The organism is Planktothrix pseudagardhii (genome assembly GCF_904830925.1).
GTDB lineage: Bacteria > Cyanobacteriota > Cyanobacteriia > Cyanobacteriales > Microcoleaceae > Planktothrix > Planktothrix tepida.
In genome coordinates, this window is the sequence record NZ_LR882967.1 from 3,876,929 (window position 1) to 3,902,252 (window position 25,324).

Here is a 25,324-nt window from a genome sequence, read left to right on the forward strand (position 1 = left end):
GTTAACCTTTAATGGATTGTTTGTTCAAAATTCCTCGAAACGGATTTTTTCGAGCGATTTTATTTAAGAATTCAGGAGTAATTAAGCCTTGTGGATAAAAAATTGATCCCAAAACCAATAACACCCCAAAAATAATTAAACGACCATCCCGTAAAAATTGAGCGAACCATAACGGTAAACTACTAATTCCCCCCATTCCTCGTAATACTTCCGGTAATGCAGTCAGAATAATTCCGCCTAAAACGGGCCCCCAAAAGGTTCTTGAACCGCCAATTAACACAAAAGCTAAATAAATAATACTACTATCAAAGGTTCCTTGACGAGCATTCCAAGTATTGAGAAAATGGGCACTAATCGTTCCCACTAATCCGGCTAAAATAGCCCCCAAAGTAAAGGATAATGCTTTATAATAAGTTGGGTTAATTCCCATCGAATCGGCGGCTAATTCATCTTCTCGAATGGCACTAAAGGCTCGTCCCGCTTTAATTTTTTCTAAGCGGTATAAGAAAACCATGCTCAGAATTAACAAGGGAATGGCTACCCATAAATATTCTAAGGGAGTTGCAAAGGGTTGAGGAATTCCAAAAATACCAACCGCCCCACCAGTTATCTCTAAATTTAACGCTAAAACCCTTAAAATTTCGACAAAAGCAATGGTTGAAATTGCTAAATAAATCCCTCTTAATCTCAACACGGGAATTCCTAATGCTATGGCTAAAATAGCAGAAACCAGAGCCGTTATGATGAGTTCTAACACCAGAAATGGAAAAGGAAAAATAGTCCCCGTGAATTTAAAGACTTGAGTTGATAAAATCGCAGCAATATAACCGCCTAACGCATAAAATCCAGGGGTTGCTAAGGAAAGTTGACCCGCCATTAAGGGTAAATAAACAGACAACCCCAGAACCGCTCCCAATAGCATGGAAACGATTAAAAAGCCATAGGTGTTGAAAAAATTAATCATGAATTTTAATTATACCTTTTGAATCCGTTTACGTCCTAATAATCCTTCCGGTCGAACTAATAGCATAATAAAGAGAATAGCAAAAGAAATCGCCTCTCGATAGCCGGAAAAATCAGGAGGAACAAAGGCTTCTGCTAATCCTAATAATAACCCCCCAATTACCGCCCCTGGAATACTTCCTAACCCTCCTAAAACAATCACCCCTAACCCTTTTAACCCAAAACTAATCCCAAAATACGGCCCTGCAATACTCACACTAGAACCCACTAATGTTCCGGCTAATCCCGCTAAAAGTCCACTGACAAAAAAGGTTATTTTAATAAATTGTTCGGGGTTAATTCCTAATAAACTAGCGGTGGTTTCATCTTCGGCGACGGCTTGTAACGCTTTCCCGATTTTTGTGCCATTCACCAGATAGGTTAATAAAGCCACCATGACTGCACAAACCGCAAAAATAATCACTTGTACGGTTCTAATCATAATCGGTCGAGTCGCAGTTCCGAAATTAATTGCGACGGGAATATTTCCGTAAATATTATCAGGAAAAGTGTAAATTTCTGCCCCAACTAAATATTGAATCACGTTGACAATCACCACCGCAGCCCCTAAACTAGAAACTAGGGTTAATAAGGGATCAGCCCCTCTTATTCTTAACGGTTTAAAGGCTAATCGTTCTAACAAAATAGAGGCAAATCCCGCTAGAATACAGCCTAAAATTAAGGCTAGAAAAAATGGCAATTGAAACGGTAATTTTCCATTGGCTAATAATCCATTAAATCCAAAAACTCCACCAGATAGGGTATATGTAAAATAAGCTCCCAAGGTAAAAATAGCTCCATGAGCAAAATTAATCACCCCTAAAATTGAAAAAACCAAAGTATATCCTAAAGCAAAAATAGCGTAAACACTACCAATTGATAGACCATTTAAAAAGGATTGTAGAAATACATTAAAATCCATAATTATTATCAATATAAGGTTGTTTTTCTCTCATCTCTCGTTGCTAGGTTCTACCTAGCAATGCCATATTGCAGGCTCCGCCTGCTGGTTTATTATAGGAGGCAGAGCCTCCTTAATGATGTTCCCTGGTAGAACCAGGGGAACGAGGATATCAGCGTTATTTTAAATAGGTGAATTTGCCATTTTTTCCCGTTTCATCCATTTTAATTTGAGCAACATAAAATTTTTCTTGTACCACTTCCCCTTCAGGAGTAAAGGAAATATTCCCTAAAACCGTTTGATATTTCCCTGATAAAATTGCTTGATTTAATTGTTCTCTTAGCTGTTCTAAGGATAAACTACTAATTTTATTTTTCTGGTCAACCGCTTTTAACGCATCTACAAACACTTGAATTCCAGCAAACGCTTGGGCGGTAAATTGAGGCGGTTCTTTTTTGTTTTCAGCTACATAAGTTTCCCGAAAGGTTTTATTAATCGGATTATCAATTTCAGGACTATAAGCTTGAGCAATAATCACGCCATCACATTCCTTTTGACAAACGGGTAAAATATTAGAGGTATTTAAACCATTTCCGCCAATAATTAATCCTTGATAACCGAGTTGTCGTAACTGTTTAATTAAATTTCCACCATCAGCAGCGAGTCCCGAAATAATAATTAAATCAGGATTTAAGTTAATAGCAGCAGTGGCTTGGTTTTGAAAATCGGTGTCTGTGGTTTGGAACTTTTGAACCGTTACTAAATCTAGGTTTAAATCTTTAACCGTTTGTTGAAACGTTTCCGTTTCTGATTTACTAAACGCATCATTTTGGGCGAAGAAAACCGCAACTTTTTTTAAGTTAGGGTTGAGTTTTAATGCTGCTTGCACCGCGTTAGGAGCAACCACCGCAACGGGTGCAGAAACCCTGGCAATATAATCTCCAATTTGAGGAATTCCTTTAGCGGTATTAGAAGGGCCTAAAACCGGAACTTTTGCCCGTTCTGCAATGGGGTCAGCCGCAAAGGCTTGTTGAGATAAAGAAGGGCCTAAAATTCCGACAACTTTTTCTTGAGTAATTAAAGTATTAAAGGCATTAATAGCACTTTGTTCATCGCCGCCGCCATCTTGAAGGGCTAATTTTATCGGAGTTCCATTCACCCCTCCTTGTTGATTAAAATATTTTTCAGCCATTTTCGCGCCGATAACTTGTTCTTGTCCTAATAATGCGGCGTTACTGGTTTGAGCAAGAACAACTCCGATGGGGATTCCATTCGCATTTTGACTGGCCGTTGTAGTTGAATTTTGACTCGAAGTTGTGTTAGTTCCAGATGGTTGAGAGGAATTACAGGCTACTACTAAAGAAAAGGTAATTCCTGATAAAAATAGAGGAATAAATTGGCGTCTTTTGATCATTAGGGTGCAAACCACACAAGGAATAAGCGATCTTGCACCCAGAATTGAACTCGTGAGTGCAAGGGGGATGGCTGCTAATTATACAACTGTCTGGGATCGGAGACAAGCTAATTTCAAAAAAGCGATCACAACCTAGAAATATGACAGTTTGATAGTTAAATCAATTTGAATGGCTGATTAAACTCATGATTTGATTTTTGGCAGCTTTTGAAACCTCTTATTCTGTGGCTTAATCCTGACTAGGAAGGTAAATTAAAGTCAGAATCAAGAAGCTTTCGCTCTTTGAATATTTGTTGATAAGAAATACTAGAAAAATAAAAAAACCAGGTTACAATTCCCATCAATTTACTCCCATCTTCTAATAAAAATAACTGGTTATTTTTAGATCCAGTATAATCAACAGAAATAGGTAAAATATCTATAAAAACAGACAATCCAAAAAGAAGTAAAGCCGTTCCTAAAATTTGAAATTGAGTAGAGTTTAAGATGATATTTTTATAGTAAATTAGAAGTAAAGAAAGCAAAGCAAACTCAGCACCAACAATAAACTTTTCAGGGACTTTCAAAAAGTAAGGAAGTAGCATCTCATGGAGCATAAAGAAATCATCCAACATGAACCAAAATGAAATTAAACCGGATAACCCAATAAAATTTTTCAACTTTTTATCTTTGTTGTTAATCGGTGACAGAATAAAAAATGAAAAAATACAAATCACCCCACTACTACCCCAGGTAAAAACACTTAAATTCGATATAAATCCCGTAAAAGGAGATAGGTTAGCAATCGCAAAAATATCTCTTGTTAATAGGGGAACAGGAATACGATTTTGCAACCCAGCCCCAATTAAAATGCTCAGGAAAGGAACATAGAACTTCAGCAAATTTAAAAAAGCTTGATTCCGTTTTTTGGGAGAAATATCCCTGGTCAACCCATGAGCAGGAACACTTTGTCGTCCTCTGACACTCAAAAATTTATTAAAAAAGAATACATAGGATTTGAGTAACATTAATGTCGTTTGGGTGGGGATAATTTTTCTAAAATTAGACACAGTAAAATCTCCTGTCATGACAATAGCAGCGGCGGCGGAAAGTGTTAGAAAGGGTTATCGAAAAGTAGAGATGCGTGTTCGCTGGTTGTTCTCTGGCTTTGGAAGATCAACCTGATCTTAATCTTCTGTTTAACTGATTTTAACTATTCTGAGGTTAATTTTTCCAACAGAAAATATAAATCCCTCTGTAGATAGATATTGGGACTTTAACGCTAATATGTTAATTTGATGTACAAGATTTTAGTTTTCTTGTTTTATCGAGGGGCTGTTTATGCCCGATTAAACAGTCATCAATCGGCGATCGCGAATTTTAATCAAGCCCTGAAAATTAATCCTGAAAGTTCCGAAGCTTATTTATTGAGAGGAGAGCAATATTTAGGAAATAAAGATTATAGTCTAGCCCTCTGGGATTATACTCAGGTAATTAAATTGAATCCCAATAATACAAATGCTTATTTAGATCGAGGCTATATTTATCGAGAATTAAATGAAACAGAAAAAGCGATCGCTGATTTTCAGAAAGCATCGGAATTATTGGGAAATAGTGGAGATGCTAAGACGCAACAATTAACCCTATCAATTATTCAAGAATTAGAAGCTTCTCGCCCGGTCATTATTGTAGAAGAAGATGACGATGATCATGATCACAAGTTAAGACGGAAGAAAAATACTTATTCTACTTCTACGAGTTCGAGTCGGAGTCGCAGTCGGAGAAGACGATAATACACTTAAAACCCACAATTAGGGTTAATTGACAGTCGCCAAGTCCGGTGAAAACCTGAACCAAAGGTATCATAACTATAGCCTAATCGATAGGGAAAATGCCCCAACGGAACCGTTTTAGGATCACTTTTCTCGTAGGTCATATCACGAGGATCAATACGCCAACCCACTGCTTTTTCAAATTGTTCATAACGGTCTTCAAGCTTTTCTGAAGAATGACCGATGGATTTTAAAATTTTACCTTGAACACTTAAACCAAAGCGCCCCTTGGAATATTTTACCCATAGCTGATCAATTCCCTGGAGTTCCGAACAGGGAATTTCAGAAATTACCAAAGGCGCCGGAACATCAGGAGAATTTTCAATCGGAATTCGATAAACTTCAAACAATTCTAAGGTTTTCCAGTCCGCTTTTATCCATTCACCCATCGCTAACGCATCAATAACACCACAGTATTTAACTCGATGGGTGATGGAGGCGACCCCATTCCAAACCCCCCCACTGACACCATTTCCGGTGGTAGCGGGTAAATGTCCATCGGGAGCTCTATGGGAAAAATTCAGTTGATCGTATTTTAGCCACTGACCTCCCCGACGCCAACCCACGCGATCGCCAAATTTCTCAGCCATTCCCGGGGTATAGTTACCAATTATTCCTCCTAAAGATGTCCAAATTTTTTCCTGTTGACTAAACCCAAACCGACCATCACTATAATAATTCCACAATCGATTTATTGTTTGTAAATCCTCACAAGCTAAACCTTCGACATCAGCTTGACTTAACCAACCTTCAGCTTGTCGGTTACTCAGTTTGAGTAAAATTTTAAAGGTTTCTTGATCCGCTTCTTTCAAGCGGTTTTCCCTTAAGAATTGTTTGAGTTGTTGATAGTGTATATTGGCATTTGATGTGAGTTCAAAAACCGGATCGGGTTTAGGGGATGGAGACGAGAACAGACAAGCCTGAAGACCCCAGGAAAACATCACTACAATCCACAAATATCGCCAAGTTGAAGATTTTTTTAACATAAGCTGGAATCATGATATTATCAATAATAAGATTCAGGAGGTATTGAGTCAAGAATTATGTCTTTTTTGAGAAAAGGATTGATCTTTTTCCTGACATGCTTAGTCTGTTTTAGCGTTAGTATTACCCATCATTTTCATTTTTCTCCGGTTTCTGCAACGCAAATCACTATTATTGCTCAAATTCCAACCGTTAATTTAAGTCAACTGCCAGCAGAAGCCCGGAATACTTTAAAATTAATTGAGCAAGGAGGCCCTTTCCCTTACCCCGAAAAAGATGGCTCAACTTTCTTTAACCGAGAAAAATTATTACCCAATAAACCCAATGGTTATTATCGGGAATATACTATACCCACTCCAGGGGAAAGAAGTCGGGGAGCTAGGCGCTTTGTCGTCGGTAGTCAGGGGGAAATTTATTACACCAGCAACCATTATCAAAGTTTTTTTAGGGTTTTAAGACAATGAATCAAATATTAAACCTCATACAAGGTGAAAGTCAACCGAATATTTATCAGTTTCCCTTAGATATTTCTCCAGAAGAATTATCTCAACTTTGTCAAGAGTATAGCTGTGAGTTATTTTATTTTGACGGCAGCACAATTAACAATAAAGCTGATTTTCTAAAAACAGCCAGCACGGTGATGAATTTACCTGAATATTTTGGCTATAATTGGGATGCTTGGGAAGATTGTCTAACTGATCTCAGTTGGTTTGAAGCGTCATCTTATTTGATTGTTTATGATCAATGGCAAAATTTCGCTGAGAATTATCCTGATGATTGGCAAATCTTAAATGATATTTTTTCAGAAGCAATCACCTATTGGTTAAAAAGAAATAAGCGATTTTATGTATTATTAACCAGTCCTTAATCCTCCTTATCCCCTCGTTGCTAGGTTACACATAGCAATGCTATTTTGCAGGCTCCGCCTGCTGTTTACATTCCCAAGGGAAATAGGGAAGACATAATGATTGATTTATGTTATCGTTTATAATTAGTAGATACATTTTGTATATACTCAATCATGCAGTTTGAATGGGATGTAAACAAAAATGCTCAAAATCTCAAAAAACATGGTATTAGCTTTGAAGAAGCTCAAGAAATATTTGACGGACTTGTTTTTACCGCCATTGATGAACGTTTTGATTACGGCGGAGAGATTCGAGAAATTAGTATCGGTGCAATACAGGGTGTTGTTATCGTGACCGTAGTGCATACTGAAAGAAGTGGAGTCATCCGAATCATATCTGCAAGAAAAGCTACTCGTCAAGAAAGAAAAACCTATTATGACTATCTCGCAAAAACGACTTAAAGAGTTAGAAAATCTCCCAGAAAATGCGATTGACACATCAGATATACCTGAATTAGATGCCAGTTTTTGGGAAAAAGCTAAACTCGTTAAACCGATTACCAAAAAAGCTATTTCTTTAAGAGTTGATAGTGATGTTTTAGATTGGTTTAAAAGCCAAGGAAAAGGCTATCAATCGATGATGAATTCCGTACTACGTTCTTATTTTGAACATGAGGTAAACACGACTAAAGAATAAGTCATTACTAATCAATACCTTGGTTTAATTAGGAGAATTAATAGAGTTAAATATCAAACTAATTTAGATTATTCTCAACAGCAAGTTATCAAGAATGATCCTTAATCCAAGTAAAGATGAGGTAATAATAATGGAGTTTTATAGCGTTGTTCTTAGGAAAAGTTCAGGATATTGGGTTGCATTATGTTTAGAAAATGGAATTGTTGCTCAAGGGGACAATCCTGAACAATCCATTAGTAAACTTCAAGAAGCGATTGAATCTTTTTTATTAGTATGTGAAACCGAGGAAAAAGTTGATCAATCTCCTATTTCGATTTTAGAACTTCATGAATTTTTAACTATTGATGAGGATAATAAATCAAATAGTTATGAATTAAGGAAGGTTTATGCCTAAAAACATCCCTTCATTAAAGCCGAGAGAATTGATTAAAATTTTAGAAAAAGGTGGATGTAGGTTTGATCGAGAAGGGAAAGGAGATCATTGCTTATATATTCGTTTAACTCCAGAAAGTAAACATATTGTTCCTATTGATATGGGTGCGAAAGAAATGTCACCTGCTTATGTATTAAGGATTTTTCGGCAATTTGGCTTTACTGATGAAGAAATCGATCAACTGTTAAAATAAAACCCAACTTTAAATCTTTTTAACATATTCTTTTAACAGAGGATTCACAATAAAAAATGTCACGTTATCTTGTTCTTCTCTGACCACTAAAAAACGCCTGATTAGAGATTGAATAGTATTTAATAACTCTGAATTTGATAGTTTAGTCTGAGTTGCAAGAGACTGTAAATTCATGATTTCTGAAGAATGAGAAAGAACAGTAATTACAGTTTTTTCCTGGGGAGATAAACGTTGAAAATGTAGCTTAAGTTGCTCTTGCAGGGAGTCGCATAAAATCGGCTCATCATAGTACAAAAACTCAGTTACTCTACTATTAAATAATTCTTGAATCAGAGTTGCTATCATTCCTAACCATAAAGGGTTGCCTTGATAAGTATTAATTAAGATATCCCATGTTTCAGGATTAGATAAATTTTTATCTCTAAAAATATTTTGAGCAGCTAGACCTAAACTTCCTAATATCAAAGTACGAACAGGAAGATTTTCAAATTCAATTTTTTCAATTTCTCTAGGTTTTTCCCAACTGTTTAAGATCACGCAACTCTGATGACAAACCTCGGCAATTTTTTTATAAAATAGTTGATAATTCTCATAACCAGATTGATAGTGACCTGCCAATTGTCCCTCAAAAAACAGCATTTGGATATCATCTAGGATGAGAAGACAGCGATATTGACGCAGATAATTAAACAGTTGAGAAAGTTTTGTTTCTAGCTTTAAGTAGGTAGGCAGGAAGAAACGAAAGTATGTAAAGATAAATGAAGAGAGAGAAGAAATCTACCGAGGTCATGAAAATATGGGTGCTCGTTTAAGGGTATTTCTAACTCGTGAGCAAGACAAAACCCTGTTCAAGCTCAGAACAGCAGATGTGCCACAGAAAGTTAAAGACCGAGCCGAAGTGATTCGATTAAACTCACAAGGTTGGTACGTGGAAAAAATAGCAGCTTATTTTAATTGGACAGCACAGACAGTTAGAGAAGTGTTGCACAAATGGGAAAAGTTAGGACTAGAAGGGTTATGGGAAAAACCCGGTCGCGGGGGAAAAGCCAAGTGGAAAGAAGAGGACTTAGTATTTTTAGAAGAATGTCTCAGAAGAGAACCCCGGACATACAACTCTGAGCAATTAGCCCAAAAATTAGAACAAGAACGGTCAGTTAAATTGAGTCCCGATAGATTAAGACGGGTGCTCAAAAAAAGGGGGTGAATTGGAAGCGAGCCAGAAACAGCCACAAAGGAAAGCAAGACCCGATAGTCCGCGCGCAGAAACAGGCGGATTTAGAAATGTTGGAATTATCAGCCGCCACCGGAGAAATTGACTTAAAGTATTTAGATGAATCGGGTTTTTGTCTGTGGAGTGAACCGGGGTATACCTATTATTTTAGAGGGGAACAAAAACGTTTAGAACAAACTCGTCGTCGGGGTCGAAGATTAAGCATTATTGGGTTTTTGCAACAGCAAATCAGTTTTGTTTACGGCTTGGTGATTGGAGGTGTCAATCGCCAGTGTTATATCCAAATGATGGAACAAGAAGCAGCAGAGGCTGAAAAAGCCGGACGGATGAGAGTCATTGTCCAAGATAATAGCCCCATACATCAATGCCATGAAGTCAAAAAACTCTGGCCAAAATGGGAAAGTATGGGTTTGTATATTTTCTATTTGCCTAAATATTGTTCGGAAATGAATCCGATTGAATTAGAGTGGCAACATCTCAAAAAAGATGAACTATCAGGACAAACATTTGAGGATGAATTAGACCTGGCCTATGCGGTAATGAATGGTATTCAAGCTAGGGGAGAAAGAGGAAACTACAGCACACAACGGATGAAATTTCACTCGCAGCAACAACCCAGTTAACTTTTCGTTACATACTTGTCGATTTTCTCGCCTACCTACTTATACAAACCCATACTTTCCCATTTTGGCCAGAGTTTTTTGACTTCATGGCATTGATGTATGGGGCTATTATCTTGGACAATGACTCTCATCCGTCCGGCTTTTTCAGCCTCTGCTGCTTCTTGTTCCATCATTTGGATATAACACTGGCGATTGACACCTCCAATCACCAAGCCGTAAACAAAACTGATTTGCTGTTGCAAAAACCCAATAATGCTTAATCTTCGACCCCGACGACGAGTTTGTTCTAAACGTTTTTGTTCCCCTCTAAAATAATAGGTATACCCCGGTTCACTCCACAGACAAAAACCCGATTCATCTAAATACTTTAAGTCAATTTCTCCGGTGGCGGCTGATAATTCCAACATTTCTAAATCCGCCTGTTTCTGCGCGCGGACTATCGGGTCTTGCTTTCCTTTGTGGCTGTTTCTGGCTCGCTTCCAATTCACCCCCTTTTTTTGAGCACCCGTCTTAATCTATCGGGACTCAATTTAACTGACCGTTCTTGTTCTAATTTTTGGGCTAATTGCTCAGAGTTGTATGTCCGGGGTTCTCTTCTGAGACATTCTTCTAAAAATACTAAGTCCTCTTCTTTCCACTTGGCTTTTCCCCCGCGACCGGGTTTTTCCCATAACCCTTCTAGTCCTAACTTTTCCCATTTGTGCAACACTTCTCTAACTGTCTGTGCTGTCCAATTAAAATAAGCTGCTATTTTTTCCACGTACCAACCTTGTGAGTTTAATCGAATCACTTCGGCTCGGTCTTTAACTTTCTGTGGCACATCTGCTGTTCTGAGCTTGAACAGGGTTTTGTCTTGCTCACGAGTTAGAAATACCCTTAAACGAGCACCCATATTTTCATGACCTCGGTAGATTTCTTCTCTCTCTTCATTTATCTTTACATACTTTCGTTTCTTCCTGCCTACCTACTTAAAGGAATTTCTATTTTATCTGGATTGCCGAATATTTCTAACAAGTTCGTTAAGGTTTCATCTAGGGTAGGAGCAAAACCAAGGCTGCGATAAATTATATAATCAAAGTTAGTTTTAATTTCATCTATCAAATGAAGGGAAAGGGTTGTTTTGCCAATTCCACTTAAACCTAAAAGGGTTATTAACTGAACTCCATCTTCTATAATCCATTTTTCTAGGGTAGAAAGTTCTTGAGTGCGATCGTAAAATTTTGTTATTTTTGGTGCGTCGTTTAAATCGATATAGGGTTGATTAGGAGTTATTTCAGGATCATTTAGATGGGATTGCTTTTGTTGTTGAGCTTTAGCTCTTTCTGATTCAGAACAAATATTAATATGATGAACTGTAACTGTCTCACCAACAATAGCTGATGAAATTTTATTCTTATAAATTTTCCCTTTCTCAAATATAGCTCTAAAATTAGATTTTTTAACCGTTTCTCCTAACTCTTCAGAGATCATTTTCCATAATTCTGAACCGACCCATTTAACATGACTTTCACTGGCATAATGATCTTCAGCAATTTCCGAGTATGTACAGTTTTGTATAGTACCTCGCAGAATCGCTTGTTGGAGATGATCTAAGTGTTTTCCTGTCTTGGTAAAAATGAGATGATCTGCCAGTTCTAGGACTTCTTCAATATCCATAACCCAAGAAGATGTTAAAGGTGATCACATTTTACCCTACTTTTAATACTATTCGTACTTTGCGTACTTTTGCAACTTTGTCAAAATTCCTACTTTTCAGACTGACATTGATTTGAGTCTAACCTATTCTTAAATTAAAATTGAGTAAAGTAAAAATGAAAATATGGATATAGAAACTGTACCTGTAAAAATGTCGGATATTAGGATTCCTAAGAGAAGCGAACTTAATGAGCTTAAAATACGCGCATTAGAAAATTCTCCTAATTCGCTATCCAGTTTGCTTCATGACAAAAAAGAGCCTATTGTACTATACAGAGGAACACGACCTTACGAAATTTGTAATGGGAGACATAGAATTTATCTAGCTGCTCAACAGGGGATTAAGGTAATCCCAGCAGGTTTTAATTAATCAGCGACTGCCTTTTTCTGATGCAAATATTCAGATTTTTAGAAAAAGGCACTCTCAATAATCCCTGATTTCTAGGTAGAACCTAACAATACTAGATTCCACACTCCGCCTGCTGTTTTTTAATCCGAAGCAGAGCCTCTTTTTGCATTTATTAAGTCCTATTATCAAAATTTAAAATTTACAGCCGAATTTTTAGCGATTATTTCCAAAAATAAAACAACCTTGTGATTTACTTATGTCTCAGTTAATTCAATGTGCTCGATGCGGAAAATTATTTGACAGTAGTTTAAGAAGTTGTTTTCACTGTGGTGAAACAAAATTTAGATATGTTAATTGTAAAAAATGTCAAACAGCAATCCCAGAGTTTGAAGCGCAGTATTGGCAAATCCTTGACTATCCTTCTGACACTACAAGGAAGGTACCTATCGCTCTCTGTAAGAGTTGTAAACACAAGGCTCCAGAAATTATAAGTGATCTAGATGTCATATTTAATTCTGTTAAATTTACTTGCCAAACTTGTAAACATAATTTTACCAAGACTGCTAAATTTTGTAGTGAAGATACGAGGAGTAATAGTCGTAATGTCCATGCTCGTATCTGTTTAAACCCAAAGCTTGAAGATATGATTAGGTCAAAATCCGAGCTAGAAGATATGATTAATTTACCACGAAATTATGATGTTTGGAAATTAACTCCTGTTAGAAGTCATCGCTATCCTTTGCGTATCCAAGATACTGCCCAATGTCCTAAATGCGGTGGCCAAAGTGTTTCTACTTTGATGGATTATCCTTATGTTCGATGTAAATTTTGTGGAGGACTTACAGAAAGAAAAAATAGTTTTGTTAAATCTACTTATTTAACTAGAAAAAGATTTAATGAAAACACAAGTTGGAAAAATAGAAAATATTATTCTATTTATATAGATGGTTATTTGAAAGTGGAACCTTACTTTTTAGATTATTATCATAAATTTTGTTATGATTTTTCTCCCGAAGAACCATTGGTATCATTTGACGAAATCAACTTTTTTATATCTAAATACTATTCTAAAAAATGTCTTACAGAGAATTTTTACTTTGCTATAAGGTGCATTTTATATTATTCCCTGACAGGTATAATTTTAAGAAATCCTATTTATTTATTTTTAATAGGTAGTGCTTTGGTATTTTTCGATTATAGCGTTTTTTATAAAGAGCAAATAGACGAATTAAAAAAATACAATAAATCGATTGATATTCAAGAAATATATTTTATAGTTTCATTATATCATCCTGATGAACCTATTAGCTTTCCTAAAGTATGAATGGACAAATGAGCCAGAATCAAGTTCCCGAAATTATTCAAGGTCGCACTAATGTATTTGAAGATTTAGGCTTCGCACCTGAAGAAGCTCTCAATCTCAAAATTCGCGCTGATCTCATGTTAACAATTAAACATTTTATTCAGACAAAAGGATGGACTCAAAAGCAAGCTGCTGTATTTTTTGGTGAAACCCAACCTCGCATTAGTGATTTGATGAATGGCGATATCGAAAGATTTAGTATTGATAAATTAGTAATAATGATAGCTAAAGCAGGTATGGATATTCGTGTTGAAGTCAATATAAAAGCAGCCTAAAAGTTCTGTTAATCTCGTTGCTAGGTTCCACCTAGCAATACTATTTTGCAGGCTCCGCCTGCTGTTTTAATTGGAGGCAGAGCCTCCTACTTTAATTCCCTGGTAGAACCAGGGAATCAGGGAATTAGGGTACAGAATGATTGGGTTGATGTTATCGTTTATAATGAGTAGATACATTAGTTTAATCAGGAGCGTTGATATGGTTGTTCTTGATATAGAAAATATTAGAGATACAATTAAGGGGGTAACAATTCCCTTGAAATCATACCCTGATGATTTTCTGGGATTTTATCAAAGGATTAACAACAGTATTTATGCTGAAATAAATATCATTAAGCAGTTACATGGGATTGATTTAATTATTGTTGAAAATTTGTATAAAAATTATTATCGGTCAGAAATTAGTCCTCATGTCATTATCCAAAAACATGAACAGGAAACAATTAATATTTGGATTTTAGGCAATTTTGAGCCTGAGAATCAAATTATTTGGGAATTATCAGAAGTTTTTGCAGACTTTTATGTTGAATTCTTGTTAATGCCTATTTTTCATATTTTTAACTATGCTGATATTAATTCAGAATTAATACAGGAATTTAAACAGGGAATTATTGTCTATGAGTGCGAAGAAAATTTATCAAGAAATAGCGCAACGGTATATGGAGAGTGCTAAATCGAGAAAAGTTTCTCTATCCTGAGTTTCAATCTGATGATAGTTATAAAGCACCTCATGAGCAAATTACCATCACTCAGGCTAGATTATTAATTCAAGATGTTGATAGAATTGTTAATCAAATTATAAATCTAATTTAATACTATAAATCCAGTCACCCCTTTAGACGTACAATAGAAGAAATGAACCAAAACACTAACGCGGGGAAAGAATTGTCAGAATATCCTGACATTTTCCCCCCTTTGTCATGCTCTATCTGAATTGGAGACTTTAAACAGTGGTTGCACAATATCCTGACACTTACGAAGCCAAAACACAAGAGATTGCTAAACAACTTTTAGCAGCGACCCAAGAGAAAAAGCGCTCATTGTTCGGACAGTTACAAGACCAAATGCGCTTTGATGATAAACTCATGGACTGGGCAATGTCAAACCCCGGTTTACGAGTGCAATTGTTCCATTTTATTGATTGTTTACCCGCATTACGAAGTAAACCAGAAATTGCAGCCCATTTACAAGAATATCTGACCACAGAAGCAGTCGAACTTCCTGATGTTCTCAAAAAATTACTCAATTTTGCTAACCCTGACTCCCTCCCCGGACAACTAGCGGCGACAACGGTAGCGCCTGCGGTAGAAACCTTAGCCCAAAAATATATTGCAGGTGCTAATATTCCTAAAGTTATTAAAACTTTAGAACAGTTACGCAAAGATAAAATGGCGTTTACGGTTGATTTATTAGGGGAAGCCGTTATTACTGAAACTGAGGCACAATCTTATCTCAATAATTATTTAGAATTGATGGAAAGTCTCAGCGATGCGGCTAAAAAATGGTCAACTATTCCCCAAATTGATGAAGCCGATGGACAGCCCATTCCTAAAGTTCAAGTTTCCGTTAAATTAACGGCATTTTATTCTCAATTTGATCCCTTAGATGCAAAAGGAAGTGAAGAAAAAGTCGGAGAACGTATCCGAATTTTATTGCGTCGGGCGAAAGAATTGGGGGCGGCGGTGCATTTTGATATGGAACAATACGCCTATAAAGATTTAACCTTCAGCATTCTAAAAAATCTGTTGATGGAAGAAGAATTCCGCAGCCGCACTGATATTGGCATGACGGTGCAAGCTTATTTACGAGAGTCTCAAAAGGATTTAGAAGGCATTATAGAATGGGTGAAATTACGAGGTTATCCCGTTAGTGTACGATTAGTTAAAGGGGCTTATTGGGATCAAGAAACCATTAAATCGATGCAAAATGACTGGCCCCAACCTGTTTATAATGATAAGGCTGCAACGGATGCTAATTTTGAACGATTGACTCAATTGATGTTAGAAAATCATCAATATATTTATTCTGCTATTGGTAGCCATAATGTTCGTTCTCAAGCCAGAGCGATCGCCATTGCAGAAACCTTAAATGTGCCTCGTCGTGCCTTTGAAATGCAGGTTTTATATGGCATGGGCGACCAACTCGCTAAAGCCTTAGTTCAAAAAGGATATCGGGTGAGAATGTATTGCCCCTATGGAGATTTATTACCCGGAATGTCCTATTTAATTCGGCGGTTATTAGAAAATACGGCCAATAGTTCTTTTGTGCGTCAAAGTTCAGAAAATCGCCCTGTTGAAGAGTTATTATCTGCCCCTAAAGATAACCCGAATAGCAATATTTTTGAGACTTGGAAACCCGTATTTCCAAATTCAGCCGATACGGATTTTTCTAATGCTGCGTTACGGGATAAAGGGTTACGGGCGTTAGAAATGGTGCGTCAACAATTAGGACAAACCTATCAACCGTTAATTAATGGTCAATATATTAATACCGCCCAAATGATAGACTCCTTAAACCCCTCTAACCCCTCAGAAATTGTGGGGAAAGTCGGGTTAATTAGCGTTGAACAGGCGGAAACAGCTATTCAAGCCGCTAAAGCTGCCTTTCCAGCTTGGCGGCATACTCCAGTTCGGCAACGGGCAGGTGTGCTACGAAAAGCCGCAGAACTGTTTGAACAACGGCGGGCGGAGTTATGTGCGTGGATGGCGTTTGAAGTCGGAAAACCCCTACATCAAGGGGATGCGGAAGTGTCCGAGGCGATTGATTTCTGTCGTTATTATGCCGATGAAATGGAACGTTTGGATCAGGGCTACCAGTATGACACTGCTGGCGAAACCAACCGTTACAACTATCAACCCCGTGGCATTTCGGTGATTATTTCCCCCTGGAATTTCCCTCTGGCCATTCCCGTTGGGATGACGGTCGCATCCTTAGTTACGGGGAACTGCACGTTATTGAAGCCTGCGGAAGTGTCATCGGTGATCGCCGCGAAAATTACCGAAGTATTAGTAGAGGCGGGTATTCCGGCGGGTGTGTTCCAATTTGTACCCGGAAAAGGCTCAACGGTGGGTTCCTACATGGTACAACACCCGGACGTTCACATGATTACCTTCACGGGTTCCCAGGAGGTGGGATGTCGCATTTATGCTGAAGCGGCACTACTCAAACCCGGACAGAAACACCTGAAACGGGTGATTGCGGAAATGGGGGGCAAAAATGCCATTATCGTTGATGAAAGTGCCGACCTTGACCAAGCAGTGGCAGGTGTGGTGTATTCTGCCTTTGGGTATACGGGTCAAAAATGTTCCGCCTGTTCCCGTGTGGTGGTGTTAGAACCTGTTTATGAGGCATTTGTCAAGCGGTTAACAGAGGCAGTGCGGTCTTTAAATGTGGGGAATGCGGTGTTACCCAGTACCCAGGTTGGCCCGGTGATTGATGCCAATGCTCAACAGAAGATTAAAGAGTATATTGAGATTGGCAAACAAGAAGCAGAATTAGCGATCCAAGTTGCGGCACCGGAAACGGGTTATTTTGTGGGGCCAACGGTTTTTATTAATGTTTTACCGACGGCAAAAATCGCCCAAGAGGAAATTTTTGGCCCGGTTTTAGCGGTGATCAAAGCTCAAAATTTTGAGGAAGCGTTGGATATTGCCAATGGCACTAATTTTGCTTTAACGGGGGGTTTATATTCCAGAACTCCGTCCCATATTAAGAAGGCAAAAGCTGAATTTGAAGTGGGAAATTTGTACATTAACCGAGGCATTACGGGGGCTATTGTTTCTCGCCAACCCTTCGGCGGGTTTAAACTTTCCGGTGTGGGTTCTAAGGCGGGTGGCCCCGATTATTTATTACAGTTCTTAGAACCCCGTCACATCACCGAAAACATTCAACGTCAAGGTTTTGCCCCCATTGAAGGTGTTGAATAACCCCGTTGTTGCGCTTTAGCGCATTAAAAAGCGATCGCTTTTTTTTAAGGGCGATCGCGCTATAATTAATATAGGATTATTGAGGAATTGAAAGAATATGAACCATAAACTCATCGATTCTTTAGTTCAAATCATTTCTTCATTAACACCGGAAGAAAGGCAAACCCTAGAAAAACAATTAGCCAGTCAACAACCCTCAATTCAACAGTCTTTTATTTCTATTAAAGATGATCCTTGCGTGGGAATGTGGAAAGATCGAGAAGATTTACAAGATAGTTCAGCATGGGTTCGTCAAATGAGAAAGCAAGAATGGATGGGTTAGCATGAAGCAAATTTTAATTGATACAGATATCTTAATTGATGTATTTCGGGGAATTGAACCCGCTATTAATCGACTTCAAGATGAATCCCACACAGCCTTGTTGTCAATTAGTGTGGTGACAGAGATGGAATTAATGGTCGGTTGTCGCAATAAATCTGAACAGCAAAAATTAACTGTTTTTTTAAACAACTATGTAATTCTTAAAATTAATGAATCTATTTCGGATCAAGCTGTTGAACTATTGAGGCAATACCGCCTCAGTCATGGTTTATTAATTCCTGATGCGTTAATAGCTGCGACAGCCATTAGTTTTAATATCCCTCTCCTCACTAAAAATCAGAGTGATTATCGTTTTATTACAGAAGTAAATTTGTTACCTTATCCTTAACTTTAATGAATGCCGTCATATTACCAAAAACATTCAACGTCAAGGTTTTGCCCCCATTGAAGGTGTCGAATAACTTCGTAGTTGCGCTTTAGCGCATTAAAAAGTGATCGCCCTTTTTAAAAGAGCGATCGCGCTCTAATTAATATAAAATTATTGAGGAATTAAAAGAATATAAACCATAAAATCATCGATTCTTTAGTTCAAATTATTTCTTCATTAACACCAAAAGAAAGACAAAGCCTATAACAACAATTAGTGGAAAAATCGAGAGGATTTAAAGAATTATAGTAAACCTAATGGTCAATAATAACTGTAAAGACTTGACGATACATTGAATAAATGGTACAATTAAAATAAATTCAGAGAAGTTATTTGGTAAGACTATGAAAAATATAATTGAATTTAAAGATTATGTTCCATTTAATCTCAATACGGAATCTGCGTACTGATACTGCAAAATATCCTGATGTGAAAAAGCAGATTGATGATTGGTATGCAGTTGTCAAAAAAGCCAATTGGAAGAACTTAGAAGATGTTCGTAAAATTTACCGAGATGCTGAAGCCGTGAGTAATTTTACTGTATTTAACATCAAAGGTAACAATTATCGATTAATTGTAGGTATCGACTACGAAGAACAGATCGTTTACTACAAATATTTTCTGACTCATGCCGAATATGACAAAGGCAAGTGGAAAAATGACCCTTACTATTGATAAAACTGTTTATAGCAATCTGTTAGCTGAAGTCACTCCTCAAGTGATTGAAACGGAGGAGGAGTATGATCGTATTTTAGCCATTGTTGAACGATTAACCTTTGCTAAAACTCGCACCCCTGAAGAACGAGCGTTATTAAAATTGCTGGTTCAGTTAGTTGAAACCTACGAATCAGAACAGTATCCCATCGATGAGTCTACACCCTACGAGATCTTACAACATTTGATGGAAATGAGTGGAACTTGTGAAAGCGATTTAGTTGGTGCTATTGGCTCAAGTGATGTTGTCTCTGAAGTTGTTAATGGTAAACGTTCTATTAGTAAGGTGCAAGCAAAAGCACTGGCTGATTATTTTCAAGTTTCGATCAACTTATTTATTTAGTTAAATTTTAATTCAATCTTTAGTGGCACTTAAGTGTGAAAACAAGGGAGCGATCGCGCTATAATTAATATAAGATTATTGAGAAATTGAAAGAATATGAACCATAAACTCATCGATTCTTTAGTTCAAATTATTTCTTCATTAACACCAGAAGAAAGACAAAACCTAGAAAAATGAAGCTCAATCTAACCTACTTTTTATAGTAAAATTAGAATTCTGGAATATCCAAAATATTTGCTTGTGATAGTAACCTTCGTTCCTCAACTCGCTCTGGACGATTTATCTGTAACAATTTTACGGTCACTCGTGCAATCGCAGTTAACGGGATAATTTCGCCTTTTTCTAATTTAAAATGCTCCCGCCAGCGATCACGACGAGGATGATACAATCTCACAATTTCCCCATTCATGGGATCGATTGAAGCCAGATCGCTTCCTTTATATTTGTTGCAGATTGTACAAGCCAACGCCAAATTATTTTCGTTCGTTTGTCCGCCGTGCTTTTCTGCAATAATATGATCGATTTCATGGGGTACAAAAACAGAAATTTCTGGCATCAAACAATACTCACAAGCAAAATTAGCGCGATCGCAAACCAAGCGTTTGAGAGCAGCAGAAACATAAGCCTTGCTCATTTTTTAGCTTCGTTAAGTTTCAGCAATGCTTTAGCCTTAGCCACCCGCACTAAATGTTCAATATATTCATATTGTTGCCATGATCGTTCCTCTTCAGCCGTCAACCCAACGGTTCTATTTTTTTCTAGCAAATTGTTAATATGTTGTTGTAATGGTTCCGACGGCTTCAACGCCAAAATTTCCTCTGGAGTGGGAAGATTTGCCAAAAATTCTAATACATCTGCCAACCCAGAAAATCCTGATTGAGCATCTGCACTCCATTCTCGCAAACCCAGTTCTAAAATGTGTGTTAACTGCTCTTGCAGTGGACTTAACCGCATCGCCAATTCATCGGGAACTTCGACTTTAATCTGCATGATCGAGCTTTGCAACACTTAAAGAGAAATGTAAGTTAATTATAGCATCTTAGTAAATTGTATCAGAGGCGATCGCATTCCCACACATAAACCCAGTCAGAAAAGCGATCATTCTTTTTAAGGTAAACGGCGATCGCAATTGATAATTCAACTCTGCTTAAATAAAATGATAAAACCTTCTTGTTGAAAGTGCTTATCATGGGTTAAAACTTCAGTAATATTAAGTTGATTCATCGTTACCATAGAAATACAATCTGTTAAACTGTATCCTTTATCAAATCGTTGACTAAATAACTCTAAACCTGCGGTAAAAGATTGATGGCTTTGAGGAATAACAGTTATATTCTGATCAGCGAGAACTTGGGTAATTAACTGAAAAACTGCTTTTTTCATAGGGGATGGAAAAGAGGCAAAAAAATTAATCGTTTCTATTAATACTTCTTCTGTTGTCACCAATTGAATATTATTAAGATTGCGACTATAATCTCTAACGGACTGATGCCATGAGTCAGCCACATTAATTAAAGCGACCCAATAAAACGTATCGACAAAAAGAGTTTTCATAATTCTTGATGGAGGTTTTTAGACAAGTAAAAATCATGATTTTCTGCCCCGTCTTTTGGTAATTGACTTATAACTTCTTCAGGAATATCTTTAATAATATCATCTGCTACTTCCCAAATGGGTTTATAAGCTTTCTCAGTCGGTTTAACAGTTTGCTTAAGAGAGCGAATGAAATCTAATACCTCATCCAGTTGAGAAGGGGTAATTTGTTCTAATTCTTGTAGAATTATTTCTTTAGTTGTCATAGTGTTTTTATTGATTAATGTAAGTTAATTATAGTATCTTAGTAAATTGTAGCAGAGGCGATCGCATTCCTACACATGAACCAGCCAGAAAAGCGATCGCTCTTTTTGAGTTAAAGGGCAATCCCACCCCGTAGTTGAGCTTTAGCGCATTAAAAAGCGATCGCTCTTGTAAAAAGGGCGATCACATTATAATTGAAAAAAAAGGTGGATAGCTCATGAGACAAATGATCGCCTATTCAGGTGAAGATGCGTATTAAGTGGTTGAATGTCTGAGTTTACCTACCTTGTTTTTTTTAGGTAGATAACGTATAATCAAACTTGAAGCTAGTTTGAAATTGGTGCTATGAAAAACCTACTGATCCCACTAGGTACTTTATGGAAAGCTTACAAAGCTCATGGTGAGATGGCTTTTAGAGATGCAGCCCTATTGTTAGGATACTCTCACGTTGAGATTAGAAATTTTTTATATAAAGAAAGTTTGATCAAAAATGGCTATTTTTCAATAGCTGAAACCAAGAGTGCTTCTCTACAACTATTATTTAAGAATTATCCAGACAATTTTATAGAAGCTGCTTCTCACTACGGTTACTCTCCTATAGAAATTAAAAGGTTTTTAAAATCACAACAGCCAGTAGATTTAATTGAGCAAAACGATAAACAAAATGATCAACTTCAAGAGCAGTATGCTAGTTAATAGGAGTTTATCAACTTATGAGCGACGAAGTTGTTAGTAAGTTAACTTACTATAATGGTTATATCTTTAGATCACTTTTAGAAGCTAAATGGGCAATTTTATTTGATTATTTGAAAATTCAATATCAGTATGAAAGCCAGAGATTTGATACAAAATATGGCTGGTATCTACCTGATTTTCATTTAAAGAATGTAAATTTATGGATAGAAATAAAACCAAAATTTCCTTCAAGTGAAGCAATAGATAAAATTCAAACTGTAGCTGATCAAACTAATTGTTTTGCCTGCATTTTAATATCATTTCCTGAAATTGACCTTTTTGGAAAGGAATGGCAACCAACTCAGTCTTTTGTCTTTCTCTTTAGTCCAGGGAGTAAAAAATCTGCACACATATCAATTAATCAAATCTATAATTTTATTTTTAATTCACCTATAAATAAAAATCAATATTTCATGGGATCTTGTTTGACAACAGCTATATAGCACTTCCAAATGAGTTATAATAAATGTAAGGTTAGCAATAATCCTCCAAAGCTGGCAACGGAAAATGAATCTAATCAACGAAATAGACAATTTTATCAATCAGACAAAAGATCCTAGAGAAATTAAAAGAGCGATCGCTGTCAAACTCAAATTACAAGGGAAAGCCTACCGGGAAATTCAAGACTTATTACAAGTTATAAAGGATTTATTAGCCAGTGGAAAAATCGGGTTCTTGTGGAAGGAGTAGAGAGTTTAAAACTCCAATATAAAGGAAGAAAAGGCTATCTAAGTCCCGAAGATAAACAGAAAGTTATTGAAGAATTAAGGGAAAGAGATTGGTTAAGATTGTCTGATTTACAAGTTTTGTTAGAAAGGGAGTATGGAGTCGTGTTTCAATCCCATCAAAGTTATTATAGCTTGCTGGAAGAGGCTGGCATCAGTTGGAAAAAAAGCCAAAAGAAGAATCCGGCTAAGAATGAGCAGTTAGTCCAAGAGAAAAAGGAAGAAATTGAAAAAAAGTTAGCGAGTTGGAAAGAAGAAATAGAGGCGGGAAAGCTGACGGTGTTTATGATTGATGAATGTCATCTTCTCTGGGGAGATATTTTAGGGTATGTGTGGGGAAGAACAGATAGAAGAATAGAAATTCCGATCAAAAATCAAAAAGAAAGGCAAACTTATTATGGAGCTTTAGATTACCAAACGAAAGAATTTATTATCAAAGGTTATGCGGCGGGAAATACAGAAAATACCGTAGACTTTATCCAGTATTTACAGCAGCAAAATCCGGGGAAAAGGTTAGCTATAGTCTGGGATAATGCCACTTATCATTGTTCTCAAAAGTTTAGAGATTATTTAACTGAAGTTAATCAAAATTTATCGGAAGAAGAATGGCGGATTACTTGTCTAAATTTTGCCCCCAATGCACCTGAACAAAATCCTGTAGAAGATATTTGGTTACAAACCAAAAATTTCGTGAGAAAATTTTATCATTTATGCCCATCTTTTAAAGTAATTAAGTGGCTATTCGAGTTTTTCGCTCAGGGTCAAATTTTTGATTTCCCCAAAATTTTTATGTATGGGATTTTGCCACAACCTATTTAGGATTGCTATAGAAACCGACTTCATGATAATAAATCTTAATTGATGTATCTTTTCTATTAATATTGTAACATAAATGAAACTGCTGTTAAATCGATTTGTTTCCAATCCTGAAGTAGTTCATTAATTTGTTCAGGACTGTTAAAATTTCCTGTAAAATAATGAAAATCATGAGTATAAATATTTAGAAAGAAGTTTAGAATTGTACAATGATCTTTAACTCCAAATCCTAATTCACAATCAACTCGCCAGTTATCAACAGTTGTAGCATATTCATATAGGGCTTGGGATGCTAATTGAGTTTCTTGAGAATAGTTTTTTGCTAAACGTAAAAAATGACTCGGAGACTGTGCAACCTCACAAAATAGTTCAATGGCTTGAAAGGTTAAATCAGTGGGTTTAGATTTCCACTCTGTTAAAGATTGGCAAATATTGATTGCTTGTAAAAATTTATTTTCTAATAAAGTGTTCATAGATTTTAACGTTGATTAATTAAGTAGACCAGGGATGCTGTTCCTCTAAGCACGTTTCAATATAAAACGCAGTGTGTTTAGGATCTTTTAACAATTCAAGAGAAAATTTCCCCCCACCCGCTTAACATAGAAAATACCTATTCCACGTCTTTGTGACGATGCAATCCTGAACTTTTCTATCCTTTTCTAGCCTGACTTGCTGAGAAAGATTGTATCCCGTCACAAGAAGAATTTAAAAACTCCTGAACTTATCCCTATCGACGGTTTGACGGTTATAGAACACACTTAAGGTATAGATGGATAGATGAAATTGGGTTTATTGGAGGGGCAAGACCATGATGAGAACCGTTTTGGTGGTTGAAGACAATATTATTAATTGGAAAGTCTTTGAACGAATTTTAACAAGACGGGGTGGGTTAGTGGCTAAACACACCGAAGATGTGGAAACCGTGATGCAAATGGCGGTTAATAAACAAGCCGATCTAATTTTAATGGATGTGTCTTTAACGAATAGTTATTACGACGGGAAAGCCGTTGATGGGATTAAAATTACCCAAATGTTAAAAGCCAACCCAGAAACAGCAAAACTACCCGTTATTTTAGTCACTGCCCATGCGACAACAGGTGATCGAGAAAACTTTTTAGCCCAAAGTGGTGCTGATGATTATATTCCTAAACCTGTTGTTGATCATAAAGCCTTTGTCGAACAAATTAAATCTAAATTACCTGTAGACGATTAAAGGTGATGTTAATTTTTTAACCCCTAAACGTTGTCAACATCATGATCTTACCAGAGTGCATTATTCTTCAACATGAAGCAGCAAACCCGACAACTTCTGGCGAACGTTTAGTCGAACTTGCTCAACAAAATATAGAATTAGCGCGACTGGTTGCCAATAATTCTAATGCCCCCCCAGAGGTGTTAAAAGCCTTGGGAATGAGTGTGGACGTGGCAACTCGCCATCTGGTTGCGACTAATCCCAATACCCCTGGAGAAACCTTACTTGAATTACTCAATGAGTTTCCTAAACCGGTTTTGAGTAATTCTCAGTTTTCGATTTTATGTTCAACAGATTCCCCATTATTATATCAAATTCCCCTCTCAACGATTTGTCTTTTGGTTCAGTTGAAGACAGCCCCAGATAGTTTTTTTAATGGGCGGCTAACCATCCAAATCCCAATGTTTTAGCTGTATTAAAACTTTCATCAAATCCTCATTGATTCACTG

37 protein-coding genes are annotated in these 25,324 nt (G+C 36.8%); 23 read left to right on the plus strand and 14 right to left on the minus strand.

Annotated features, from left to right (window positions below; translation table 11 throughout):
- Position 1: 1 nt before the first annotated feature.
- The 4 genes from NMK36_RS16450 to NMK36_RS16465 form a co-directional block, all read right to left on the minus strand.
- The gene (locus NMK36_RS16450) at positions 2-964 is read right to left on the minus strand and encodes a branched-chain amino acid ABC transporter permease (RefSeq protein WP_254174197.1); all 963 of its coding nucleotides are present in this window, start codon (positions 962-964) and stop codon (positions 2-4) included.
- Between the two features lie 9 nt (positions 965-973).
- Complete coding sequence (locus NMK36_RS16455; RefSeq protein ID WP_072716868.1) at positions 974-1,924, minus strand: branched-chain amino acid ABC transporter permease; 951 nt, start codon at positions 1,922-1,924, stop codon at positions 974-976.
- A gap of 157 nt (positions 1,925-2,081) precedes the next feature.
- Positions 2,082-3,317 carry an ABC transporter substrate-binding protein gene (locus NMK36_RS16460; RefSeq protein WP_072716867.1) on the minus strand — a complete coding sequence of 412 codons (1,236 nt, stop codon included), beginning with the start codon at positions 3,315-3,317 and terminating at the stop codon, positions 2,082-2,084.
- Positions 3,318-3,556: 239 nt separating this feature from the next.
- The gene (locus NMK36_RS16465) at positions 3,557-4,324 is read right to left on the minus strand and encodes a hypothetical protein (RefSeq protein ID WP_254174198.1); all 768 of its coding nucleotides are present in this window, start codon (positions 4,322-4,324) and stop codon (positions 3,557-3,559) included.
- A gap of 270 nt (positions 4,325-4,594) precedes the next feature.
- Here NMK36_RS16465 and NMK36_RS16470 point away from each other — a divergent pair, with 270 nt between their 5' ends.
- Positions 4,595-5,089, plus strand: a complete 495-nt coding sequence (locus NMK36_RS16470; RefSeq protein WP_072716865.1) for a tetratricopeptide repeat protein — start codon at positions 4,595-4,597, stop codon at positions 5,087-5,089.
- A 5-nt stretch (positions 5,090-5,094) separates the two neighbouring features.
- Here the strand turns inward: NMK36_RS16470 and NMK36_RS16475 are convergent, their stop codons facing one another.
- Complete coding sequence (locus NMK36_RS16475; protein WP_072716864.1) at positions 5,095-6,114, minus strand: GUN4 domain-containing protein; 1,020 nt, start codon at positions 6,112-6,114, stop codon at positions 5,095-5,097.
- Between the two features lie 57 nt (positions 6,115-6,171).
- Between NMK36_RS16475 and NMK36_RS16480 the strand changes: the two genes are divergently transcribed.
- From NMK36_RS16480 to NMK36_RS16505, 6 genes are all read left to right on the plus strand, one after another.
- Positions 6,172-6,576, plus strand: coding sequence for a ribonuclease domain-containing protein (locus tag NMK36_RS16480; RefSeq protein ID WP_072716863.1), 405 nt, complete (start codon positions 6,172-6,174; stop codon positions 6,574-6,576).
- On the plus strand, positions 6,573-6,980 hold the full coding sequence (locus tag NMK36_RS16485) for a barstar family protein (protein WP_072716862.1): 408 nt from the start codon (positions 6,573-6,575) through the stop codon (positions 6,978-6,980). The genes NMK36_RS16480 and NMK36_RS16485 overlap by 4 nt, the downstream gene beginning before the upstream one ends.
- 153 nt (positions 6,981-7,133) lie before the next feature.
- Entirely contained in the window at positions 7,134-7,421 is a 288-nt protein-coding gene (locus NMK36_RS16490; protein WP_072716861.1) for a BrnT family toxin, read from the plus strand.
- Entirely contained in the window at positions 7,396-7,656 is a 261-nt protein-coding gene (locus NMK36_RS16495) for a BrnA antitoxin family protein (RefSeq protein WP_083579835.1), read from the plus strand. The genes NMK36_RS16490 and NMK36_RS16495 overlap by 26 nt, the downstream gene beginning before the upstream one ends.
- Before the next feature lie 130 nt (positions 7,657-7,786).
- Positions 7,787-8,050 carry a type II toxin-antitoxin system HicB family antitoxin gene (locus NMK36_RS16500; protein WP_072716859.1) on the plus strand — a complete coding sequence of 88 codons (264 nt, stop codon included), beginning with the start codon at positions 7,787-7,789 and terminating at the stop codon, positions 8,048-8,050.
- Complete coding sequence (locus tag NMK36_RS16505) at positions 8,043-8,282, plus strand: type II toxin-antitoxin system HicA family toxin (RefSeq protein ID WP_072716858.1); 240 nt, start codon at positions 8,043-8,045, stop codon at positions 8,280-8,282. Before NMK36_RS16500 ends, NMK36_RS16505 begins: the two co-directional genes overlap by 8 nt.
- 9 nt (positions 8,283-8,291) lie before the next feature.
- Here NMK36_RS16505 and NMK36_RS16510 read toward each other — a convergent pair whose 3' ends face one another.
- Positions 8,292-8,921 carry a hypothetical protein gene (locus tag NMK36_RS16510; protein WP_254174199.1) on the minus strand — a complete coding sequence of 210 codons (630 nt, stop codon included), beginning with the start codon at positions 8,919-8,921 and terminating at the stop codon, positions 8,292-8,294.
- A gap of 157 nt (positions 8,922-9,078) precedes the next feature.
- Here NMK36_RS16510 and NMK36_RS16515 point away from each other — a divergent pair.
- A protein-coding gene (locus tag NMK36_RS16515; RefSeq protein ID WP_254172945.1) for an IS630 family transposase occupies positions 9,079-10,136 on the plus strand; the annotation gives its coding sequence in 2 pieces (ribosomal slippage) (positions 9,079-9,471 and positions 9,474-10,136; 1,056 coding nt in all).
- Positions 10,137-10,171: 35 nt separating this feature from the next.
- Here the strand turns inward: NMK36_RS16515 and NMK36_RS16520 are convergent.
- The 3 genes from NMK36_RS16520 to NMK36_RS16530 form a co-directional block, all read right to left on the minus strand.
- A complete protein-coding gene (locus tag NMK36_RS16520) occupies positions 10,172-10,624 on the minus strand; it encodes a transposase (RefSeq protein ID WP_254174200.1) in 453 nt (150 codons plus the stop codon).
- Positions 10,621-11,028 (minus strand): helix-turn-helix domain-containing protein, encoded by a 408-nt coding sequence (locus tag NMK36_RS16525; RefSeq protein WP_254174201.1) that lies wholly within the window; start codon positions 11,026-11,028, stop codon positions 10,621-10,623. The genes NMK36_RS16520 and NMK36_RS16525 overlap by 4 nt, the downstream gene beginning before the upstream one ends.
- A gap of 68 nt (positions 11,029-11,096) precedes the next feature.
- Positions 11,097-11,792, minus strand: a complete 696-nt coding sequence (locus NMK36_RS16530; RefSeq protein WP_254174202.1) for a hypothetical protein — start codon at positions 11,790-11,792, stop codon at positions 11,097-11,099.
- Between the two features lie 163 nt (positions 11,793-11,955).
- Between NMK36_RS16530 and NMK36_RS16535 the strand changes: the two genes are divergently transcribed.
- The 10 genes from NMK36_RS16535 (at position 11,956) to NMK36_RS16580 (ending at position 19,550) form a co-directional block, all read left to right on the plus strand.
- Positions 11,956-12,201, plus strand: a complete 246-nt coding sequence (locus NMK36_RS16535) for a hypothetical protein (protein ID WP_072716856.1) — start codon at positions 11,956-11,958, stop codon at positions 12,199-12,201.
- A 235-nt stretch (positions 12,202-12,436) separates the two neighbouring features.
- The gene (locus tag NMK36_RS16540) at positions 12,437-13,504 is read left to right on the plus strand and encodes a hypothetical protein (RefSeq protein WP_072716855.1); all 1,068 of its coding nucleotides are present in this window, start codon (positions 12,437-12,439) and stop codon (positions 13,502-13,504) included.
- Positions 13,501-13,818: a helix-turn-helix domain-containing protein gene (locus tag NMK36_RS16545; protein ID WP_245824125.1), complete on the plus strand. Its 318-nt coding sequence runs from the start codon at positions 13,501-13,503 to the stop codon at positions 13,816-13,818. The genes NMK36_RS16540 and NMK36_RS16545 overlap by 4 nt, the downstream gene beginning before the upstream one ends.
- A gap of 199 nt (positions 13,819-14,017) precedes the next feature.
- On the plus strand, positions 14,018-14,491 hold the full coding sequence (locus tag NMK36_RS16550) for a hypothetical protein (protein ID WP_072716854.1): 474 nt from the start codon (positions 14,018-14,020) through the stop codon (positions 14,489-14,491).
- Entirely contained in the window at positions 14,485-14,631 is a 147-nt protein-coding gene (locus NMK36_RS16555; protein ID WP_186440268.1) for a hypothetical protein, read from the plus strand. The genes NMK36_RS16550 and NMK36_RS16555 overlap by 7 nt, the downstream gene beginning before the upstream one ends.
- Positions 14,632-14,768: 137 nt before the next feature.
- Positions 14,769-17,744 (plus strand): L-glutamate gamma-semialdehyde dehydrogenase, encoded by a 2,976-nt coding sequence (pruA, locus tag NMK36_RS16560; protein ID WP_254174203.1) that lies wholly within the window; start codon positions 14,769-14,771, stop codon positions 17,742-17,744.
- A gap of 97 nt (positions 17,745-17,841) precedes the next feature.
- Positions 17,842-18,066 carry a hypothetical protein gene (locus NMK36_RS16565; protein WP_072716852.1) on the plus strand — a complete coding sequence of 75 codons (225 nt, stop codon included), beginning with the start codon at positions 17,842-17,844 and terminating at the stop codon, positions 18,064-18,066.
- A gap of 1 nt (position 18,067) precedes the next feature.
- Positions 18,068-18,454 carry a type II toxin-antitoxin system VapC family toxin gene (locus NMK36_RS16570; RefSeq protein ID WP_072716851.1) on the plus strand — a complete coding sequence of 129 codons (387 nt, stop codon included), beginning with the start codon at positions 18,068-18,070 and terminating at the stop codon, positions 18,452-18,454.
- A 411-nt stretch (positions 18,455-18,865) separates the two neighbouring features.
- Positions 18,866-19,168, plus strand: coding sequence for a type II toxin-antitoxin system HigB family toxin (locus tag NMK36_RS16575; protein ID WP_072716850.1), 303 nt, complete (start codon positions 18,866-18,868; stop codon positions 19,166-19,168).
- Entirely contained in the window at positions 19,152-19,550 is a 399-nt protein-coding gene (locus NMK36_RS16580; RefSeq protein WP_072716849.1) for a helix-turn-helix domain-containing protein, read from the plus strand. Before NMK36_RS16575 ends, NMK36_RS16580 begins: the two co-directional genes overlap by 17 nt.
- A 208-nt stretch (positions 19,551-19,758) precedes the next feature.
- Here the strand turns inward: NMK36_RS16580 and NMK36_RS16585 are convergent, their stop codons facing one another.
- The 4 genes from NMK36_RS16585 to NMK36_RS16600 all read right to left on the minus strand — a co-directional run bounded on the left by NMK36_RS16585 (position 19,759) and on the right by NMK36_RS16600 (position 21,349).
- A complete protein-coding gene (locus NMK36_RS16585) occupies positions 19,759-20,184 on the minus strand; it encodes an HNH endonuclease (protein ID WP_254174204.1) in 426 nt (141 codons plus the stop codon).
- Positions 20,181-20,540, minus strand: a complete 360-nt coding sequence (locus tag NMK36_RS16590; protein WP_254174205.1) for a hypothetical protein — start codon at positions 20,538-20,540, stop codon at positions 20,181-20,183. Before NMK36_RS16590 ends, NMK36_RS16585 begins: the two co-directional genes overlap by 4 nt.
- Positions 20,541-20,687: 147 nt before the next feature.
- The gene (locus NMK36_RS16595; RefSeq protein WP_254174206.1) at positions 20,688-21,104 is read right to left on the minus strand and encodes a type II toxin-antitoxin system VapC family toxin; all 417 of its coding nucleotides are present in this window, start codon (positions 21,102-21,104) and stop codon (positions 20,688-20,690) included.
- Complete coding sequence (locus NMK36_RS16600) at positions 21,101-21,349, minus strand: hypothetical protein (protein WP_254174207.1); 249 nt, start codon at positions 21,347-21,349, stop codon at positions 21,101-21,103. Before NMK36_RS16600 ends, NMK36_RS16595 begins: the two co-directional genes overlap by 4 nt.
- A gap of 343 nt (positions 21,350-21,692) precedes the next feature.
- Between NMK36_RS16600 and NMK36_RS16605 the strand changes: the two genes are divergently transcribed.
- From NMK36_RS16605 to NMK36_RS16615, 3 genes are all read left to right on the plus strand, one after another.
- Positions 21,693-22,043, plus strand: coding sequence for a hypothetical protein (locus NMK36_RS16605; protein WP_072716844.1), 351 nt, complete (start codon positions 21,693-21,695; stop codon positions 22,041-22,043).
- Positions 22,044-22,060: 17 nt separating this feature from the next.
- Entirely contained in the window at positions 22,061-22,525 is a 465-nt protein-coding gene (locus tag NMK36_RS16610) for a hypothetical protein (RefSeq protein ID WP_254174208.1), read from the plus strand.
- A gap of 64 nt (positions 22,526-22,589) precedes the next feature.
- Positions 22,590-23,626 (plus strand): IS630 family transposase gene (locus NMK36_RS16615; RefSeq protein WP_139294985.1). Its coding sequence is split into 2 segments (ribosomal slippage): positions 22,590-22,722 and positions 22,722-23,626, totalling 1,038 coding nucleotides; the frame shifts between segments, so codons are not numbered across the junction.
- 56 nt (positions 23,627-23,682) lie between these two features.
- Here NMK36_RS16615 and NMK36_RS16620 read toward each other — a convergent pair.
- Positions 23,683-24,096, minus strand: coding sequence for a hypothetical protein (locus tag NMK36_RS16620; RefSeq protein ID WP_072716842.1), 414 nt, complete (start codon positions 24,094-24,096; stop codon positions 23,683-23,685).
- A 338-nt stretch (positions 24,097-24,434) separates the two neighbouring features.
- Between NMK36_RS16620 and NMK36_RS16625 the strand changes: the two genes are divergently transcribed.
- A complete protein-coding gene (locus NMK36_RS16625; RefSeq protein WP_072716897.1) occupies positions 24,435-24,836 on the plus strand; it encodes a response regulator in 402 nt (133 codons plus the stop codon).
- Positions 24,837-24,877: 41 nt separating this feature from the next.
- Positions 24,878-25,285, plus strand: coding sequence for a hypothetical protein (locus NMK36_RS16630; protein ID WP_254174209.1), 408 nt, complete (start codon positions 24,878-24,880; stop codon positions 25,283-25,285).
- The last annotated feature ends 39 nt before the right edge of the window (positions 25,286-25,324 follow it).

Excerpts from the sequence above, each read along its gene's own strand:
- NMK36_RS16450 (WP_254174197.1), bottom strand. The coding sequence starts at position 964 with ATGATTAATTTTTTCAACACCTATGGCTTTTTAATCGTTTCCATGCTA.
- NMK36_RS16455 (WP_072716868.1), bottom strand. The coding sequence starts at position 1,924 with ATGGATTTTAATGTATTTCTACAATCCTTTTTAAATGGTCTATCAATT.
- NMK36_RS16460 (WP_072716867.1), bottom strand. The coding sequence starts at position 3,317 with ATGATCAAAAGACGCCAATTTATTCCTCTATTTTTATCAGGAATTACC.
- NMK36_RS16465 (WP_254174198.1), bottom strand. The coding sequence starts at position 4,324 with ATGTTACTCAAATCCTATGTATTCTTTTTTAATAAATTTTTGAGTGTC.
- NMK36_RS16470 (WP_072716865.1), top strand. The coding sequence starts at position 4,595 with ATGTACAAGATTTTAGTTTTCTTGTTTTATCGAGGGGCTGTTTATGCC.
- NMK36_RS16475 (WP_072716864.1), bottom strand. The coding sequence starts at position 6,114 with ATGTTAAAAAAATCTTCAACTTGGCGATATTTGTGGATTGTAGTGATG.
- NMK36_RS16480 (WP_072716863.1), top strand. The coding sequence starts at position 6,172 with ATGTCTTTTTTGAGAAAAGGATTGATCTTTTTCCTGACATGCTTAGTC.
- NMK36_RS16485 (WP_072716862.1), top strand. The coding sequence starts at position 6,573 with ATGAATCAAATATTAAACCTCATACAAGGTGAAAGTCAACCGAATATT.
- NMK36_RS16490 (WP_072716861.1), top strand. The coding sequence starts at position 7,134 with ATGCAGTTTGAATGGGATGTAAACAAAAATGCTCAAAATCTCAAAAAA.
- NMK36_RS16495 (WP_083579835.1), top strand. The coding sequence starts at position 7,396 with ATGACTATCTCGCAAAAACGACTTAAAGAGTTAGAAAATCTCCCAGAA.
- NMK36_RS16500 (WP_072716859.1), top strand. The coding sequence starts at position 7,787 with ATGGAGTTTTATAGCGTTGTTCTTAGGAAAAGTTCAGGATATTGGGTT.
- NMK36_RS16505 (WP_072716858.1), top strand. The coding sequence starts at position 8,043 with ATGCCTAAAAACATCCCTTCATTAAAGCCGAGAGAATTGATTAAAATT.
- NMK36_RS16510 (WP_254174199.1), bottom strand. The coding sequence starts at position 8,921 with ATGCTGTTTTTTGAGGGACAATTGGCAGGTCACTATCAATCTGGTTAT.
- NMK36_RS16525 (WP_254174201.1), bottom strand. The coding sequence starts at position 11,028 with ATGGGTGCTCGTTTAAGGGTATTTCTAACTCGTGAGCAAGACAAAACC.
- NMK36_RS16530 (WP_254174202.1), bottom strand. The coding sequence starts at position 11,792 with ATGGATATTGAAGAAGTCCTAGAACTGGCAGATCATCTCATTTTTACC.
- NMK36_RS16535 (WP_072716856.1), top strand. The coding sequence starts at position 11,956 with ATGGATATAGAAACTGTACCTGTAAAAATGTCGGATATTAGGATTCCT.
- NMK36_RS16540 (WP_072716855.1), top strand. The coding sequence starts at position 12,437 with ATGTCTCAGTTAATTCAATGTGCTCGATGCGGAAAATTATTTGACAGT.
- NMK36_RS16545 (WP_245824125.1), top strand. The coding sequence starts at position 13,501 with ATGAATGGACAAATGAGCCAGAATCAAGTTCCCGAAATTATTCAAGGT.
- NMK36_RS16550 (WP_072716854.1), top strand. The coding sequence starts at position 14,018 with ATGGTTGTTCTTGATATAGAAAATATTAGAGATACAATTAAGGGGGTA.
- NMK36_RS16565 (WP_072716852.1), top strand. The coding sequence starts at position 17,842 with ATGAACCATAAACTCATCGATTCTTTAGTTCAAATCATTTCTTCATTA.
- NMK36_RS16570 (WP_072716851.1), top strand. The coding sequence starts at position 18,068 with ATGAAGCAAATTTTAATTGATACAGATATCTTAATTGATGTATTTCGG.
- NMK36_RS16575 (WP_072716850.1), top strand. The coding sequence starts at position 18,866 with ATGTTCCATTTAATCTCAATACGGAATCTGCGTACTGATACTGCAAAA.
- NMK36_RS16580 (WP_072716849.1), top strand. The coding sequence starts at position 19,152 with ATGACCCTTACTATTGATAAAACTGTTTATAGCAATCTGTTAGCTGAA.
- NMK36_RS16585 (WP_254174204.1), bottom strand. The coding sequence starts at position 20,184 with ATGAGCAAGGCTTATGTTTCTGCTGCTCTCAAACGCTTGGTTTGCGAT.
- NMK36_RS16590 (WP_254174205.1), bottom strand. The coding sequence starts at position 20,540 with ATGCAGATTAAAGTCGAAGTTCCCGATGAATTGGCGATGCGGTTAAGT.
- NMK36_RS16595 (WP_254174206.1), bottom strand. The coding sequence starts at position 21,104 with ATGAAAACTCTTTTTGTCGATACGTTTTATTGGGTCGCTTTAATTAAT.
- NMK36_RS16600 (WP_254174207.1), bottom strand. The coding sequence starts at position 21,349 with ATGACAACTAAAGAAATAATTCTACAAGAATTAGAACAAATTACCCCT.
- NMK36_RS16605 (WP_072716844.1), top strand. The coding sequence starts at position 21,693 with ATGAAAAACCTACTGATCCCACTAGGTACTTTATGGAAAGCTTACAAA.
- NMK36_RS16610 (WP_254174208.1), top strand. The coding sequence starts at position 22,061 with ATGAGCGACGAAGTTGTTAGTAAGTTAACTTACTATAATGGTTATATC.
- NMK36_RS16620 (WP_072716842.1), bottom strand. The coding sequence starts at position 24,096 with ATGAACACTTTATTAGAAAATAAATTTTTACAAGCAATCAATATTTGC.
- NMK36_RS16625 (WP_072716897.1), top strand. The coding sequence starts at position 24,435 with ATGAGAACCGTTTTGGTGGTTGAAGACAATATTATTAATTGGAAAGTC.
- NMK36_RS16630 (WP_254174209.1), top strand. The coding sequence starts at position 24,878 with ATGATCTTACCAGAGTGCATTATTCTTCAACATGAAGCAGCAAACCCG.